We start from the raw sequence: 14,372 nt of genomic DNA, 5'->3' as shown, positions 1-14,372 counted from the left end.
GTACAGTTGAGATGCAGATATCGCCTAATACAACACCCCATGGGTAAATATCTTATGAAAGTCCCCTGCAAATACCTGCCTTTCGCCAACCTCTTGCGCACAGCATTTGTCCTGTGTATTCTCTTCTTTCCTCTGTTTCTTTCTGCATGTAAGCAGAAAAATGACGCGAACAAAGATATTTCGCTCTACGGTAATGTGGATATCCGTGAAGTGCAGATGGCATTCCAGGATGGAGGACGTATTGCCCGGATTAACGTGGAAGAAGGAAGCCACGTAAAACAGGGTGATCTGCTGGCAGAGCTTGACCCTACCCGGTATGCACTGGCTGTCAGACAACTGGAAGCTGAACATGCTGCCCAGGAACAAAATGTACTGCGTCTCCGCCAGGGTAGCAGGCCACAGGAAATTCGCATGGCACAGGCTGCTGTGGAAGCGGCCAGGGCAGACCTGCGTTTTGCAGAAAGCGAGCTGGCACGTAAACGTACGCTCATCAAAACCGTCCGCATATCAGAACAGGAAGTTGAAAATGCCCAGACCAAAGCCGAGTCTGCCAGGGCTGCCCTGCAGGAAGCTGAACAACAACTTTCCCTGGCCAAGGAGGGACCGCGTAAAGAAGACATTGCCCAGGCAGAAGCTGGGCTGCGCGCCCTGAACGCTTCCCTGGAACTGGCAAAGCAGAAACTGCAAGACACCAGACTCGTGGCCCCTGATGACGGAATCATCCGTAATCGCATACTCCAGCCCGGCGCAATGGCCACAGCCGGTTCACCTGTTTTGACCCTGGCCCTCAGCAATCCCTTATGGGTGAGAGCGTATATCAGCGAACCTGATCTTGGTAAAATACAGCAGGGACAGGAAGCCAGAATCCACAGCGACAGTTTTCCCGATAAAGTCTACACCGGATGGGTTGGCTTTATATCTCCCACAGCTGAATTCACCCCTAAAACCGTTGAAACCACTGAATTGCGTACCAAGCTGGTCTACAGGACAAGAATCTTTGCATGTAACGACAACCAGGAACTTCGCTTAGGCATGCCGGTCACCGTCACACTGGGGAATAGCGTCGTTACAGATCCGCAATCTTTCTGCAGTGGCCACCAATAAGCTGTCAGATTCCATGCCAGCTGAAAATAGTTCAAAACAGACTGTTGCCCCACTGGAGTGTACAGGTGTAAGTAAAGAGTTTACTGTTGAGGCACGTGGTATCAAGGCCCTTGAACAGGTATCCTTCACGCTCAAAAAAAATATGGTTACCGGCCTTATCGGGCCTGATGGTGCAGGTAAAACTACTCTCATGCGCCTCTGCATGGGGCTGCTGAAGACATCTGCAGGCTCCCTGTCCGTGCTCGGTTTTGATCCCCTTCGGGACCGAAACACAGTGCTTGCCAAAGTGGGGTACATGCCCCAACGCTTTGGGCTGTACCAGGATCTCACGGTCCAGGAGAATATGGACCTCTACGCCGATCTCCAGGGGGTTGCGCTGCAACAGCGGGGTGAGCGTTATGCACAATTACTGGACATGTCCGGCCTGACTCCGTTTACCAGGCGACTTGCCGGTAACCTTTCCGGAGGTATGAAACAAAAACTCGGTCTGGTATGTACCATGATCCGCCCGCCACAACTCCTGCTCCTTGATGAACCAACGGTGGGTGTCGACCCGGTCAGCCGAAGAGAACTCTGGAATATCGTCTATCACCTGGTTGAGGAAGAAGGCATGGCTGTCATGCTGTCCACCGCCTACCTGGATGAAGCGGAACGGTGCAGAGAAGTGATCCTGCTCCACCAGGGCAAAGTTATAGGCCAGGGGACCCCATCCTCTTTCAGCAACCAGGTACAAGGCCGTACTTTTCAGGTACAGGCGGAAGGGGAACATAAACGGGTCATGCAAAAAAAGCTTGCCCGGATGAACCAGGTTCAGGACGCCCTTATACTCGGCAAATCCCTGCGGGTGGTCACCGAAAAAGGCCAAACCCTGGACAGCAAGGACTTTCCCGGGCATGACGTGCAGGTTCACGCCGTTCCTCCTCGTTTTGAAGACTACTTTGTAGCCACCCTCAAAACAAAACACCAGAAAGGCGGCCAGGCCATAACCCTGCACACAGCAATACAGGAATCGGACAGTGCCGTTATACAGGTCCAGGATCTTGTGCGTACATTCGGGAGTTTTACGGCCGTGGATCACGTCTCCTTCCATGTCAATACAGGTGAAATTTTCGGTCTGCTTGGTGCCAATGGAGCGGGAAAAACAACCACCTTCCGCATGCTCTGCGGGCTACTGCCCATCTCATCTGGCAGTTGCCGGGTGGCAGGCATGGACCTGCGTACCGCATCAGCCCAGGCAAGATCGAGGATTGGTTATATGGCTCAAAAATTTTCCCTGTACGGCAACCTGACCGTTGGCCAGAATCTGAAATTCTTTGCCAGTGCCTATGGCCTGCGAGGCAAACATCAGAAAAGACAAATGCAATGGGCGATATCAACTTTTGATCTGGATCAATATCTCAAAACAGAGAGCGGCATGCTTCCCCTGGGATATAAACAACGACTGGCCCTGGCCGTTGCCCTGATGCATGAACCGGACGTCTTGTTTTTAGACGAACCCACCTCCGGGGTAGACCCCCTGGCAAGACGTGAATTCTGGACCCACATCAACAGCCTGGCTGAGCAGGGAGTCACGGTTCTGGTCACCACCCATTTCATGGAAGAGGCTGAATATTGCGATCGACTGGTTATCATGGCAGAAGGCAACCTGCTTGCTCAGGGTACACCAGAGGAAATCAAAGCGGACAACAGTGACAGAGAGGGAGCCACCATGGAAGATGCGTTTATCCACCTCCTGGAACACAACGGAGCCGCACAGTGAAGATCGAATCCCTGTTCAGGCTTAAAGGAATGATTCGCAAAGAGTGGCTACAGATCATCCGTGACCCTTCCGCCATCGCCATTGCAGTTTTTCTGCCGATTTTTTTGCTCCTCATTTTCGGTTATGGTATTTCCCTGGATGCCAAAGAGGTTCCCCTGGCCATTGTTGTGGAGCAGCATGGTCAGGCTACTGACAGTTTTATTGGCAGTTTCGGGGCCAACCCATATTTCACTCCCAGACATATGGGCTCCATACAAGAGGCCGAGAATGCCCTGAAAAACGCTGAGGTCGACGGCATTGTCTGGCTACAACACACCTTTGAACAGGAGTATCTGGCTCACCAGTCTCCCCCTGTACACCTGATTGTCAACGGTGGGGACGCCAACACAGCCCGTCTTGTAGAGGGATATGTGCAGGGTATCTGGGCCAACTGGCTGAATCAGGAGGCCAGATTGTCAGGCAGAAAAATGAACAGCCCTTTGCAACTGGAGCAGCGAATCTGGTTCAATCCGGGGGTACGTTCCACGGAGTTCCTGGTACCGGGGGTTATTGCTGTCATCATGACTCTTATAGGTTCCCTGCTCACGGCCCTGATCATTGCCCGCGAATGGGAGCGGGGAACCATGGAAACCCTGCTGGTAACCAGAATGACTGTTATTGAAATGTTGCTTGGCAAGCTGATCCCCTATTTTGGATTAGGTATAACAGGCTTGACCATTTCACTGCTCATGGGAAGGTTTGTTTTTGAAGTTCCCATGCGGGGTTCCCTGACCATCATCCTCGCAGCCAGCGTGCTCTATCTGCTGGTTGCCCTGGCCATGGGCCTGTTTATTTCCACCATCGCACGTTCTCAGTTCGTTGCAGCCCTGGCAGCCATGATCGGCACCTTTTTACCGGCTTTTATTCTCTCAGGATTCATTTTTGATATCCGATCCATGCCACCCCTTGTACAAGGACTCACGCATCTTATCGCAGCCAGATATTATGTTGCGATTCTTCAGACACTTTTCCTTGCCGGAGATATCTGGCCGGTCGTGCTGAAAAACAGTGCCGCCCTGCTCTTTATGGGAGTACTTTTTTTCACCCTGGTAATACTGAAAACCAACAGAAACCTGGAACAACAGTAATGTCAGCCCGCCTGCATGCACTTATCATCAAGGAATTCCTGGCCCTTTTCCGGGACAAAAAAAGTCGTCTTGCCATTATCATTCCTCCCATTGTCCAGCTGCTTGTTTTTGGCTATGCTGCCACTTTTGACCTTGAACATGTCAACCTGGCTATCTGGGATGAAGATCACAGCCCCATATCGCGGGAGCTGTCAGCTCGATTCAGCAACTCCACGGCCTTTGAGCTGGTCGGTCATGTTGACAACGGCCAGGAGGCATCCACACTCATCAATACGACCCAGGCCTTGCTGGTCTTGCATATCAGTCCCCAATGTTCTCAAAGCTACCACCAGGGAGAAAGTTGCCCTGTGCAGATTCTGATAGATGGTAGAAACTCAAACACTGCCATGCTGGCCTTAAATTACGTCCGTGATATCATTTCCACGTATAACGCAGACCTTCTCGAAGAACTTCCCAATCGCATTCTCCCGGTTCAGTTGGAAATGCGTGCCAGGTTCAACCCTAACCTGGTAAGCCGCTGGTTTATAGTACCCGGCATTGTTGCCCTGCTTGGCATGATCGTCACCTTGCTGGTCACCTCCCTGTCCGTTGCCAGAGAGCGTGAGGCCGGTACCTTTGATCAACTCCTGGTTACCCCGCTGCGACTGTGGGAAATACTCATAGGCAAGGCAATGCCCGGCCTGGTTGTGGGAGTCGCCGAGTCCAGCCTGATTATTCTGATTACGGTCTATTGGTTCAAGGTGCCATTACTCGGCAGCCTTGCAGCACTGTATGCAGGGCTAACCATCTATATTCTGGCCATCATCGGGGTGGGGTTGATGATCTCCTCCATGTCAACCACGCTCCAGCAGGCCTTACTTGGCGCGTTTCTCTTCATTGTTCCTGCGGTCATCCTCTCCGGTTTTGCCACACCCATTGCCAATATGCCCAAATTTATGCAAACCATGACCTACCTGGACCCAATGCGTTATTTCCTGATCATTGTGCGCAGGGTCTATCTGGAGGGAGCAGTTCTTACAGAATTCGGCCACCAGCTCTGGCCCATGACCATTATCGCAGCCCTCACTCTGACTGCAGCGACCTGGCTTTTTCGACACAGGATGTATTAACATTGATGCTTTAGAGCCGCACCTGAATGCTCAAAGATTCAGCTTGTAGCATAATTCAAAACAGAGAAACCCATGGACACAAACAACCCATACCAAACGCCAAAATCTGACTTACTGACAAGAGATACAGCCAATGAAGAAACATTGAAAATTGCCAAGGGCCAAAAAAAGGTCATCTACGCCATTTTAGTGAATATCCTTGCATATATTTTACAGATATATATCGGACAGATTGCCGCGCTCGTAAATTTATTTGCAATTGGTTTATCGACTGCAGGGCTCATCCAAATGTCAAAAGGAATGAAATATTCTACAACAGCAATCATCTTACTGGTGTTGCTCTTTTTTATTCCGGTAATAAACCTCCTCGTGCTGCTTCGTATCAATGGGAAAGCAACATCCTATCTACAAAAACGTGGGTATACAGTCGGCCTGTTGGGTGCAAAAATGTAAGAGAATTTCAACTCAACATAAAATTGCCTACGATATGAGTTGTATTTCAGCTTGGTCAACAAAAGCAACATACAAAGAGTTACAGAAGAAAAAACACAGCCCCCTGTAACTCTTCATAATAATTACAGGTACATATCAATTAGCAGGTTCACGGAATCCCTGAGCAAGGTTGCGCTCGAAATCAATAAACGCCCGCTCAAGCCTGACTTCTCGCTCAAGTTTAGGATCAGCAGCTAATAACTCCTTTTGCAAAGAAGTGCTTTGCCACTCAGGATTTCGTACATCAAGGAATTCAGGTCGTAATCTGGTATAGTCATGATTTTCATATAAGCCTGTTCCGGGAAGAAAAGCATATTCAATACTATTGCGTGCCAGATCTTTAAGATCCCTGTAACTCAAAGGATAGCGTTCTACCGCTTTGACGAATTCCTCTGTGAGTGTGCTCCGCGAGACACCTTCGTCATCTGTATTGAGACTCACCGGCACGCCAGCACGCCGATAAAGCATAAAAGGGTGGGCCTTACCTGCTACTCCCAATATAGATTCGTTACTTGACAGACAGATTTCCACCAGAACATGACGTCTGCGCATTTCTTCCAGTAAGCCAACAACATCTCGAGACCATGCAATAGCTACTCCGTGTCCAATTCGTTTGGCATGCCCGATTTCAATACTGTCTCGTATCCTATTCCACATAGGCTCCACGGGTGAACCTTGTAGAACTAATTCGCCAGCGTGAAGAGCTATGTTCGGTTTTCCCATGCGTGTCCACAGAAAATCCAGAATTTTCATCTGTGCATCGAACTGCCAGCGTGAATGCGGATCGTCTTCTGCCTGAACCATATTTACCGCTACAATCCTTGGATCTGCCTCGACAGACATCATTGCAGCCACGGCGTCGCGAAAAAAACGTTTAAGGGGAACTGTTCGATAAAGCTGAGGTATATAGCGTATGATCAACTCTGGATTTTTACCAGTCACCCGTTGTCGGGTTGCCTCATCGAGCAAGGCATACGAATCATCTTGACGCTTTCCGATGTAGTCGCGGATTGCTTTGCTCCAATGAGGGTCTTTGCGAACTGTCTCTGTGGCGGTAAAACAGGCTTCCAGTTGTTCTAATCCGAAATCGTCCGAATCAAAGGAGGCCATGGCTTTATCCAGGGCATCACTGAGCTCTTGCGGAGCAGTGGATGTCATAAACTCTGCGTACTCGATATTTTGATACAGATTTCTGCGTATTACTTCTGCCAGTTGTTCCGCCCCTGAACGACGAGCGCTGGACATATAATTAAAGGTATTGAAAAAATGATCGTGCCCATTGGTCGTATTAGAATACCAGCCACGCATACTATAGGTATCGAGAAAATGGGCATAGTAGGTACTATTAGAAACCAGTGTATCAAACGCAATAACCTGTCCATCGACCTTTTCGTCGGTAAAACGGTCATTGGCAAGATTATAGTTCAGCCCGTTTGCTTTTGCAGAATCAAGTAAATAATCGCTATAGGTGGCTCCGCTGAGGTGATTGTGTAAATCCGAACCTTTAGGCATACGGCGTAGAAAAGCAATAAGTTCGGGCTCAGAACGCTTGGCAAGTTCAAAACGAGCCTCCATGTCAGAAAGCCCGGAATCCCAGAAAAGCGGATCGTACGTGCCATGTTGAGTACCTAAACTGCAGGCACTGACCGTACTTACAAGGGCAATTATCAATCCGTATCTCAATCCATGTTGCATACCTTTCTCCCTGAGCCAGGGCACATCCAGAACTGAATGTTTTTTGAGCATTTTTTACGTTGCGCTCAGAGGTGCTTTTTTCGGAGGTAATCGTAAATCGGCATGTGTGAAAGCATTCATGGTATACGATTGATCCGATACATTAAGGTTGATTACATATTTTCATTTCTGAATGGACCACGAAGCTCATTGTTTTTGTATTTTGGCTCTATAATTTCCATACAATCAACATTCTTCGTTGATAAAAAAAACGTCTTCTTTTTTCGTAATCCTTGAGAGAAAACAATTCCTGTTTTTCTTTAGGGTCGCGGAAAATAATACATATCCAAAAATTGCGTAGAATATCGTTTTGATAACGTCGTCGCGTCAATGGTTCCATACTGGCCGTATTGAGACATTGACGCGACGACGTTACCGAGTTGAAAGACAAGCAAGATTGGATGATGTATTTTTTCCCGTGGCCCTTACATCTGAGTAGCTACCTCTTTTCAACCTATATCACACGCCATTCCCAGAATAATTTTACATGTTTTATGCTCCCGAAAACATCTCTTTTTATTCATTCTTCTCAAAACCACTTATGGGCAGACACTACCTCTTGAAATTCAACTCAAACATTCAGGCTCCTTTTCATGAACCCATTGTTTTGCAAAAAAAATCATCATATGGATATGCTTTATTGTCAGAAGAGCGACTGAAAAATCAGCTTCTCCAATCTCACCTGCCCCTCAACACAATTTTATCCTGCACATTCTGGTGAGATTAGTATTTCCCCCACACCTCGCCAAAGATGTTTACAAAGTAAGGATGATGACATCATTTTTTCAACTGATCATGGTAAAACTGCAAAAAACTTCATAAACTATGTACAAAAAAGAGAGCAATACACAATACGTGCGGCACCGCCGGTCACAAGGTTTCTCCATCCATCCTTAATTTGAGACGAGTTCATGTACCAACCCAAATCGCTCAATCAACGAACAGTGGTGTTTATCATTCTGCCTATCTTCCTGTTTCTGACAGTAACAGGCGTGTTTGGTTTTCTCGCAGTTCGCCGGGTACTGGTGGAACAATGGGGAGAAACTGCGCTGGCCCAATTAGAGAAAGCAGCGCACATCATTGATATGGAGTTGAATCGTCCCAAACATCTGCTTGCCCTTCTTGACGGAATGTCCAAAAAAGATTTTGAAAATGGAGTCCACCAGTACATTATAAGCCGTCTGGAACAGGTTCCCGGGGTCACCGGAATTACCACCCAATGGCCCAGTGAGATGAAAACTCAAGAAATCCGGATGAGACGGCATTTTTCGCACATGGGACAACGTACTTACGATTCAACTGATAAAACATTGGGAGTGACGCCGCCGTTATATACTGTGGAATACAATCAGCAAAATGTCATTCTCAGTACCCGCCTGGTGAATATGCAGGATATTTCCATAGGCAGCATAGAGGTACAACTCGATTTTGAACAGCTCATAGCCCCTACCATCCAATCTCGATGGTGGAATATCTACAAAGCCTACATCGTAGATAATCAAGGCAATATCCTTACCCAAACCATCAATAGCAAACAACAGGCGGCCCAGGGTTCCGCCCAGCGGTTCGGGGTATCCAATGAACTTGAAAAAAAGACATTGGCCGCATTGCTGGCAAATTCATCTGGTATTGTTTTTGGTGAAGGAATCCCACCTGAAGAAATAAGCGGCTTTTATCATCTGTCCGAAGCCCCATGGACCATGGTTATCATAACCCCAGGCGAAAAAGTTCTTCAACCACTGATCAAATTCCGACTGGCGTATATCCTGACTACACTCTCCTGCATCGTCATACTGTTATGGTTTATTCGTTCAAGCTTCAAACAAACCACCCAGTCCATCAGACAAGTTTCAACAGCGGCAAAAAAACTGGCACACGGCGAATTCAGCCAACCCTTTCTGGTTTCCAGCAAAGATGAAGTGGGAGAATTACTTCACAGCTTTAATACCATGACCAAACAACTTCAGCGGGGACTGCAACTTCAAAAAGCTATGCAAATAGCGAAAGAAGTGCAAATGACGTTTTTGCCCCAGGCCGACTATGCGGATAATGGCGTAGTTGCCAGCGGCATCAGTCTCTATTGCGACGAAACAGGAGGAGATTATTTTGACTTCATTGAATCCGAAACACATCCCGGTAAACTGCATGTGGCAGTGGGCGATGTTGTCGGCCACGGCATAGGTGCTGCTCTGCTCATGGCAACCGTACGCGCCCTTGTGCGTGCCAGGGTCCAGGCTCCTGGTTCGGCTGCAGAATGTATCAATGACATTAATCGGTACCTCTGCTGGGATACTCTGCAATACGGTAATTTTTCTACTCTGTTCTATCTGGAAGTTGAACCGGATCTGCAGGCTATCCGCTGGATTCGTGCAGGACACGAACCTGCCCTGCTCTTTACCCCTGCTGAAAACACATTCAGGGAATTAAAGGGAACTGGCCTGGTACTTGGGCTGGACAGCGATACCCAGTACACTGAAAACATCTTTCCTCTCACCCATTCCAGACATCTTCTTCTCATTGGCAGCGATGGTGTCTGGGAACAGGAAAATGAACAACAGGAAGCTTTTGGCAAAGAAAGAGTTAAAGAAATACTTCGCGAAAACATGCACCTCGAGCCTTCGGAGATACTGAGAAAAATCACAGAAGAGATACACATTTTCCGAGGCAATGCCGACCAGATTGACGATATCACCCTGGTCATCATAGCACTGGCACCGACTGCCCATGACTTTTGTCAATAACTTTTCAACCGTCTGAACAGACACATATATCGTGAATGCATTGAACTCTCAATCCGAACGTCCGGTAACTGAAAAAAGAATACTGTTCTGGGCTTTTCACAATACACTGCACTTACAGGTACTTCTGCTGGCAGTAATTGCCGTGATGGTCGCGACAAGGGTTGTGCCCTTGGAGATGCAGAAAAGAATTATCAACGACGCCATAGTTCTTAAAAAATTAGATCAGCTCTTTGTGTACTGTGCTATCTATATTTTTGCTGTCTCCCTGACCAGCCTGAGTAAATTAGGAGTCAACTTTTTACAGGCAAAAATAGGTGAACAGGCCATCCTTTCCATGCGGCAGGCACTCTATAATCATATCATCTCCCTGCCGATGCCCTTTTTTCGCAATACCCAGCCTGGTGTCGTGGTAGCATCCCTCATGACAGAACTGGCATCTGCAGGTACCTTTGCCGGCATGGCACTGGCTGTGCCTGTTGCCAACATACTCACTCTGCTCGTATTTGCAGGATATCTGCTTTCGCTTAACCCACGGCTCGCCCTTTCAACGCTGTCCATTTATCCGCTCGTTGTCCTTCTCGTTCCATATCTGCAGAAAAAAGCCAATCGGTTCAACAAAAAACGAGTGGATCAATCCCGTCTTGTCACCAGTCACATAACCGAATCAATTACCGGCATTCAGGAAGTCAATGTACATGGCGCCTACTCCATAGAAAAAGAAAAATTCAGCCAACTCACCGAGCGTCTTCGATCCATACGCGTCAAATGGTCGTTATTACGTTTCGGTATCAAAACCGCCAACAACTACTTTGTCGGCCTTGGTCCCTTTATCGTGTTTATTTTCGGGGGGTATCTGGTCATGCATGGGCAGTTGGAACTGGGATCCATGGTCGCCTTTCTCTCTGCCCAGGAAAAACTGTACGATCCGTGGAAAGAATTGATTGATTTTTATCAGGTATACCAGGATGCTTCTGTTCGCTACGAGAGAACAATGAAGACCTTTGCCCTGCCCTCATTGCCATCAACCGGAGCACAGAAAGATGTTACCATTCCCGGTTACGGAACCCTGGAGCTGACAAACGTCGGATACACAGTCGCCGAAGGCAAGACTCTCATGCAGCAGATAAACTTCTCCCTGCAACCGGGAGAGCACCTGGCCTTGGTCGGTTTTTCAGGAAGCGGAAAATCAACGCTTATTCAATGTATTGCCAAAATCTTTGAGTATACAGCGGGCTCCATACGAATCGACGGCGTGGAGGTTAAAGATATTTCCCACCACGAGCTCATACAACACGTGGGGTATATCTCTCAAAATCCGTTTATTTTCTCAGGAACAGTACAGGACAATCTCATTTACGCGCAACAATCTACCGTTGACGAGCAAACGATAAAGCAACAATCATATATCGCCCCTGCTCTCGATCAGCTGATACTGAGTCTCCAGCAGGCGGGCTTTTTTGTGGACGTCATTCGATTCGGTCTGGAGACCCCCTACGAACAATCCGTCCCGAAAGTAAGTTCCAAAATTATCACAATGAGAAAAAAATTCAGGGACAGCTTGATGCCCCCCCTGGATTCTTTCATTGAACTGTATGATCCGGCAGCCTTTCTGTATTACTCAAACCTTCTGGATAATATAACCTTTTCACGTTCGCTGCATCCCGAGCAAACCATTCCCGCACTGCTGAGCAGTGCGCATTTCATTGATTTTCTCACAGCACATGAACTTAAAGCATCTCTGCTCAGGCTTGGAACCACGATAGCCAAGGAGTCTGTGGAATACTATCTCACACCGAAACGCAATGAAACGCCTGTATTGAACACACCACTTTCTGCAGAGAGCAGTCTGCAATTTGCCACGCTGGTTAGCCGGTTGAACGCAACCCCTGGCTACAAATTATCAACAGAAGAGGAAAGACTTCTGCTTATACCCGCGCTACTCTATACACCGGGAAAACATTCTTCTTTCACCATACCACCAGGTCTGGCCGAACAAATTTTGGCTACAAGACCCCATGGCCGGGACTTCCTGCAGACAGCAAACATTGATGCATCAAGCCCTTTATGTGATGATGCACCTGTAAAAGGCCAATCAATTTTTAACAACATTCTTTTTGGCCGCATGAAAACCGATGCCACCTCGGCCAATGAACAAATCAATCAGGCAATTATTCGAGTATTAATAGAGGAGGATTGCCTGGAAGATATCGCTGAAGCAGGAATGCAGTATCAGGTCGGCAATATGGGGGATAAACTCTCAGGTGGCCAGAAGCAAAAACTTGCCATTGCCAGAGTTCTGTTGAAAGACCCGAAAATTCTGCTGATGGATGAAGCCACTTCTGCACTGGACAATGCCTCGCAGGCAAGGATTCAACGCCTGATGACTCGCTGGAAAGGAGAACGTACGGTGATCGCTGTTGTTCACAGGCTGGACAGCATACAGACTTTTGATGTTGTTGGCGTCATGAAATCTGGCAAATTGGCGGAGTACGGTACCTACGATGAGCTGATGAATAACAAAGGCATGCTGCATGAGCTTATAACGGGCCAAAAGGTTGCGAACTAACAATGAAAACACACTTTTTGTTGAATTCATCACCTGAAACATTTGAAAAACTTCGCTGTCAATGCGAAGAACTGGCTGACATTTGGAATATTTCGCTTAAAATAGTATGCAAAATAGTTCTCATTGCCGAAGAACTGTATACCAACGCCATAAAATACTCTTCAGCAGATAATGTAGAAATAACCCTGGAAAAAAAAGACGCGGAAATTATTATTGAGTACAAGGATAGCGGCCCACCTTTTAACCCTCTTCGGGTCACTCCCCCCGACCTGAACCTTCCTTTTGAAAAACGATGTGCAGGTGGACTGGGTTTACACCTGGTTCGCCATCTTACGGAGAGTTCAATCTACAGTAGAGAGGGAAGTAAAAACATTCTCAGGTTGACACTACGTACTAGTAAATGCTCACAGGAGAGGCGCTCAGGCCTAAAAAAATAACCATGCATATAACCACATCAGAAAGTAACGGCCATGTTACCCTTTGTATAACCGGCCGCCTTGATTCAGGAACATCCGAGGAAGCAGATAAATGGATAGAAACATTTGAACTCCAGAAAGATACATCGTTGCTTATTGATTTCTCCGAACTTGATTACATATCAAGTGCCGGCCTCAGGGTAATTTTCAATTTTGCCCGCAGACTCAAGGATCAAGGTTGCAAATTTGCCATTTGCAGCGCCCAGGATCATGTTAGAGAAATATTTGAAATATCTGGGTTTGATGCATTCATACCTCTTATTAAGACACCGGAGGACTTTACATGATCAAACCCTGTCAGCCTGTGCGGTGCGTGTGACGCACCCTACTGGCCGCAGCCTTTTCCAAGCCTTTCGTAGCCCACATTAGCCTGGAATTTTTCAGATTGATGGTCCCTTCTGGAACAATGCCTGCCCATTTATTTTTACTCTGCCCCCTTTCTTCCACTATATTAGCAACAAAAGCTAACAATGCGACGAGCACAACAGCAGTTAATGCTACTAAAACAGAGCTCTGTCCTCTTTCTTCAATTATTTTACTCCAAAGGCAATTCATGATATCCATACATTGACATTTTATCATACACATAACCACGAAACGTCAAACATTTTTTATACAATTTTATAGATTCTTTTTCCATAGTAGATTCCTTTAAAGATAATTGACCCATGTATGTACATATCGGAAACTCTCCTGGATTTATTATATCTGGAATACCTATAGAAGATCTAACAAAATCATGTATTTGCTTTGCATTATTTAAAGCGGCTAGCCTATACCAATCCTGATAAAACTGAGCAAAAGAAACATTACTAAGAATCCACATTGTAAAAAAAGTTTGCAACTCTTCAGCCTTACAACCAGAGCCTTCAGACATATCTCTAATACCTAACTCAGCCACTTTAATAGCTCTACGTAGATACTTTAAAGCAATCCTATTATTATCAAGAGTTTTTTTAAAAAGAAAATGATCATATGTTACATGATTTTTTCTTCCTGTTTTCTTTTCAATTTCCACAGCTAAACCATACACAATCTCTGTTTCTTCTTGCAAAGCTCTGATTTTTTCAATCTCATACTCAACTAGTTGTATAGATATGCAATGATGACTTCCAGCTACAAGCTCACATTTAGGCCTGCGCATCCTGCACAGAGCAAATTCTTTATAGCCTGGATCTCCAGAATAACAGTCGTCTTTTGCCGAAGTCTTACATGTTATGTTACAGTACTTAGGCACAGGAAACCACTCGCAGTCTTTATGTTT

Annotated in this window: 11 protein-coding genes; 9 read left to right on the top strand and 2 right to left on the bottom strand. The window is 46.8% G+C overall.

Annotated features, from left to right (window positions below):
* Positions 1–54: 54 nt before the first annotated feature.
* The 5 genes from G493_RS27095 (at position 55) to G493_RS0100045 (ending at position 5,552) form a co-directional block, all read left to right on the top strand.
* The gene (locus G493_RS27095; protein ID WP_232363687.1) at positions 55–1,104 is read left to right on the top strand and encodes an efflux RND transporter periplasmic adaptor subunit; all 1,050 of its coding nucleotides are present in this window, start codon (positions 55–57) and stop codon (positions 1,102–1,104) included.
* 13 nt (positions 1,105–1,117) lie between these two features.
* Positions 1,118–2,863 (top strand): ATP-binding cassette domain-containing protein, encoded by a 1,746-nt coding sequence (locus G493_RS0100060; protein WP_028578716.1) that lies wholly within the window; start codon positions 1,118–1,120, stop codon positions 2,861–2,863.
* Positions 2,864–2,892: 29 nt separating this feature from the next.
* Complete coding sequence (locus G493_RS0100055) at positions 2,893–3,990, top strand: ABC transporter permease (RefSeq protein ID WP_035273034.1); 1,098 nt, start codon at positions 2,893–2,895, stop codon at positions 3,988–3,990.
* A complete protein-coding gene (locus tag G493_RS0100050; RefSeq protein WP_028578714.1) occupies positions 3,990–5,099 on the top strand; it encodes an ABC transporter permease in 1,110 nt (369 codons plus the stop codon). Before G493_RS0100055 ends, G493_RS0100050 begins: the two co-directional genes overlap by 1 nt.
* A 72-nt stretch (positions 5,100–5,171) precedes the next feature.
* Complete coding sequence (locus G493_RS0100045; RefSeq protein ID WP_028578713.1) at positions 5,172–5,552, top strand: hypothetical protein; 381 nt, start codon at positions 5,172–5,174, stop codon at positions 5,550–5,552.
* Positions 5,553–5,687: 135 nt separating this feature from the next.
* On the opposite strand, the gene G493_RS0100040 is transcribed toward G493_RS0100045, so the two are convergent.
* On the bottom strand, positions 5,688–7,286 hold the full coding sequence (locus G493_RS0100040) for an amidohydrolase family protein (protein ID WP_161629768.1): 1,599 nt from the start codon (positions 7,284–7,286) through the stop codon (positions 5,688–5,690).
* Positions 7,287–8,236: 950 nt separating this feature from the next.
* Here G493_RS0100040 and G493_RS31615 point away from each other — a divergent pair.
* The 4 genes from G493_RS31615 to G493_RS0100015 are packed head-to-tail and all read left to right on the top strand — an operon-like array spanning position 8,237 to position 13,395.
* Positions 8,237–10,066: a SpoIIE family protein phosphatase gene (locus tag G493_RS31615; protein WP_051308890.1), complete on the top strand. Its 1,830-nt coding sequence runs from the start codon at positions 8,237–8,239 to the stop codon at positions 10,064–10,066.
* 31 nt (positions 10,067–10,097) lie between these two features.
* Entirely contained in the window at positions 10,098–12,632 is a 2,535-nt protein-coding gene (locus tag G493_RS0100025) for an ABC transporter ATP-binding protein/permease (protein ID WP_028578710.1), read from the top strand.
* Between the two features lie 2 nt (positions 12,633–12,634).
* Complete coding sequence (locus G493_RS27085) at positions 12,635–13,069, top strand: ATP-binding protein (RefSeq protein ID WP_051308889.1); 435 nt, start codon at positions 12,635–12,637, stop codon at positions 13,067–13,069.
* A gap of 2 nt (positions 13,070–13,071) precedes the next feature.
* Entirely contained in the window at positions 13,072–13,395 is a 324-nt protein-coding gene (locus tag G493_RS0100015) for an STAS domain-containing protein (protein ID WP_028578709.1), read from the top strand.
* 248 nt (positions 13,396–13,643) lie between these two features.
* Here G493_RS0100015 and G493_RS27080 read toward each other — a convergent pair.
* Positions 13,644–14,372: hypothetical protein (locus G493_RS27080; protein ID WP_035272753.1), on the bottom strand; the 729-nt coding region annotated here is incomplete at its 5' end.

This window comes from Desulfogranum japonicum DSM 18378 (assembly GCF_000429945.1).
Taxonomy (GTDB): Bacteria; Desulfobacterota; Desulfobulbia; order Desulfobulbales; family Desulfobulbaceae; genus Desulfogranum; species Desulfogranum japonicum.
This window is presented reverse-complemented; position numbering and strand designations above follow the sequence as displayed.

Coding starts and splice junctions, on each gene's coding strand:
- G493_RS27095 (WP_232363687.1), top strand. CDS start 55: ATGAAAGTCCCCTGCAAATACCTGCCTTTCGCCAACCTCTTGCGCACA.
- G493_RS0100060 (WP_028578716.1), top strand. CDS start 1,118: ATGCCAGCTGAAAATAGTTCAAAACAGACTGTTGCCCCACTGGAGTGT.
- G493_RS0100055 (WP_035273034.1), top strand. CDS start 2,893: ATGATTCGCAAAGAGTGGCTACAGATCATCCGTGACCCTTCCGCCATC.
- G493_RS0100050 (WP_028578714.1), top strand. CDS start 3,990: ATGTCAGCCCGCCTGCATGCACTTATCATCAAGGAATTCCTGGCCCTT.
- G493_RS0100045 (WP_028578713.1), top strand. CDS start 5,172: ATGGACACAAACAACCCATACCAAACGCCAAAATCTGACTTACTGACA.
- G493_RS0100040 (WP_161629768.1), bottom strand. CDS start 7,286: ATGCAACATGGATTGAGATACGGATTGATAATTGCCCTTGTAAGTACG.
- G493_RS31615 (WP_051308890.1), top strand. CDS start 8,237: ATGTACCAACCCAAATCGCTCAATCAACGAACAGTGGTGTTTATCATT.
- G493_RS27085 (WP_051308889.1), top strand. CDS start 12,635: ATGAAAACACACTTTTTGTTGAATTCATCACCTGAAACATTTGAAAAA.
- G493_RS0100015 (WP_028578709.1), top strand. CDS start 13,072: ATGCATATAACCACATCAGAAAGTAACGGCCATGTTACCCTTTGTATA.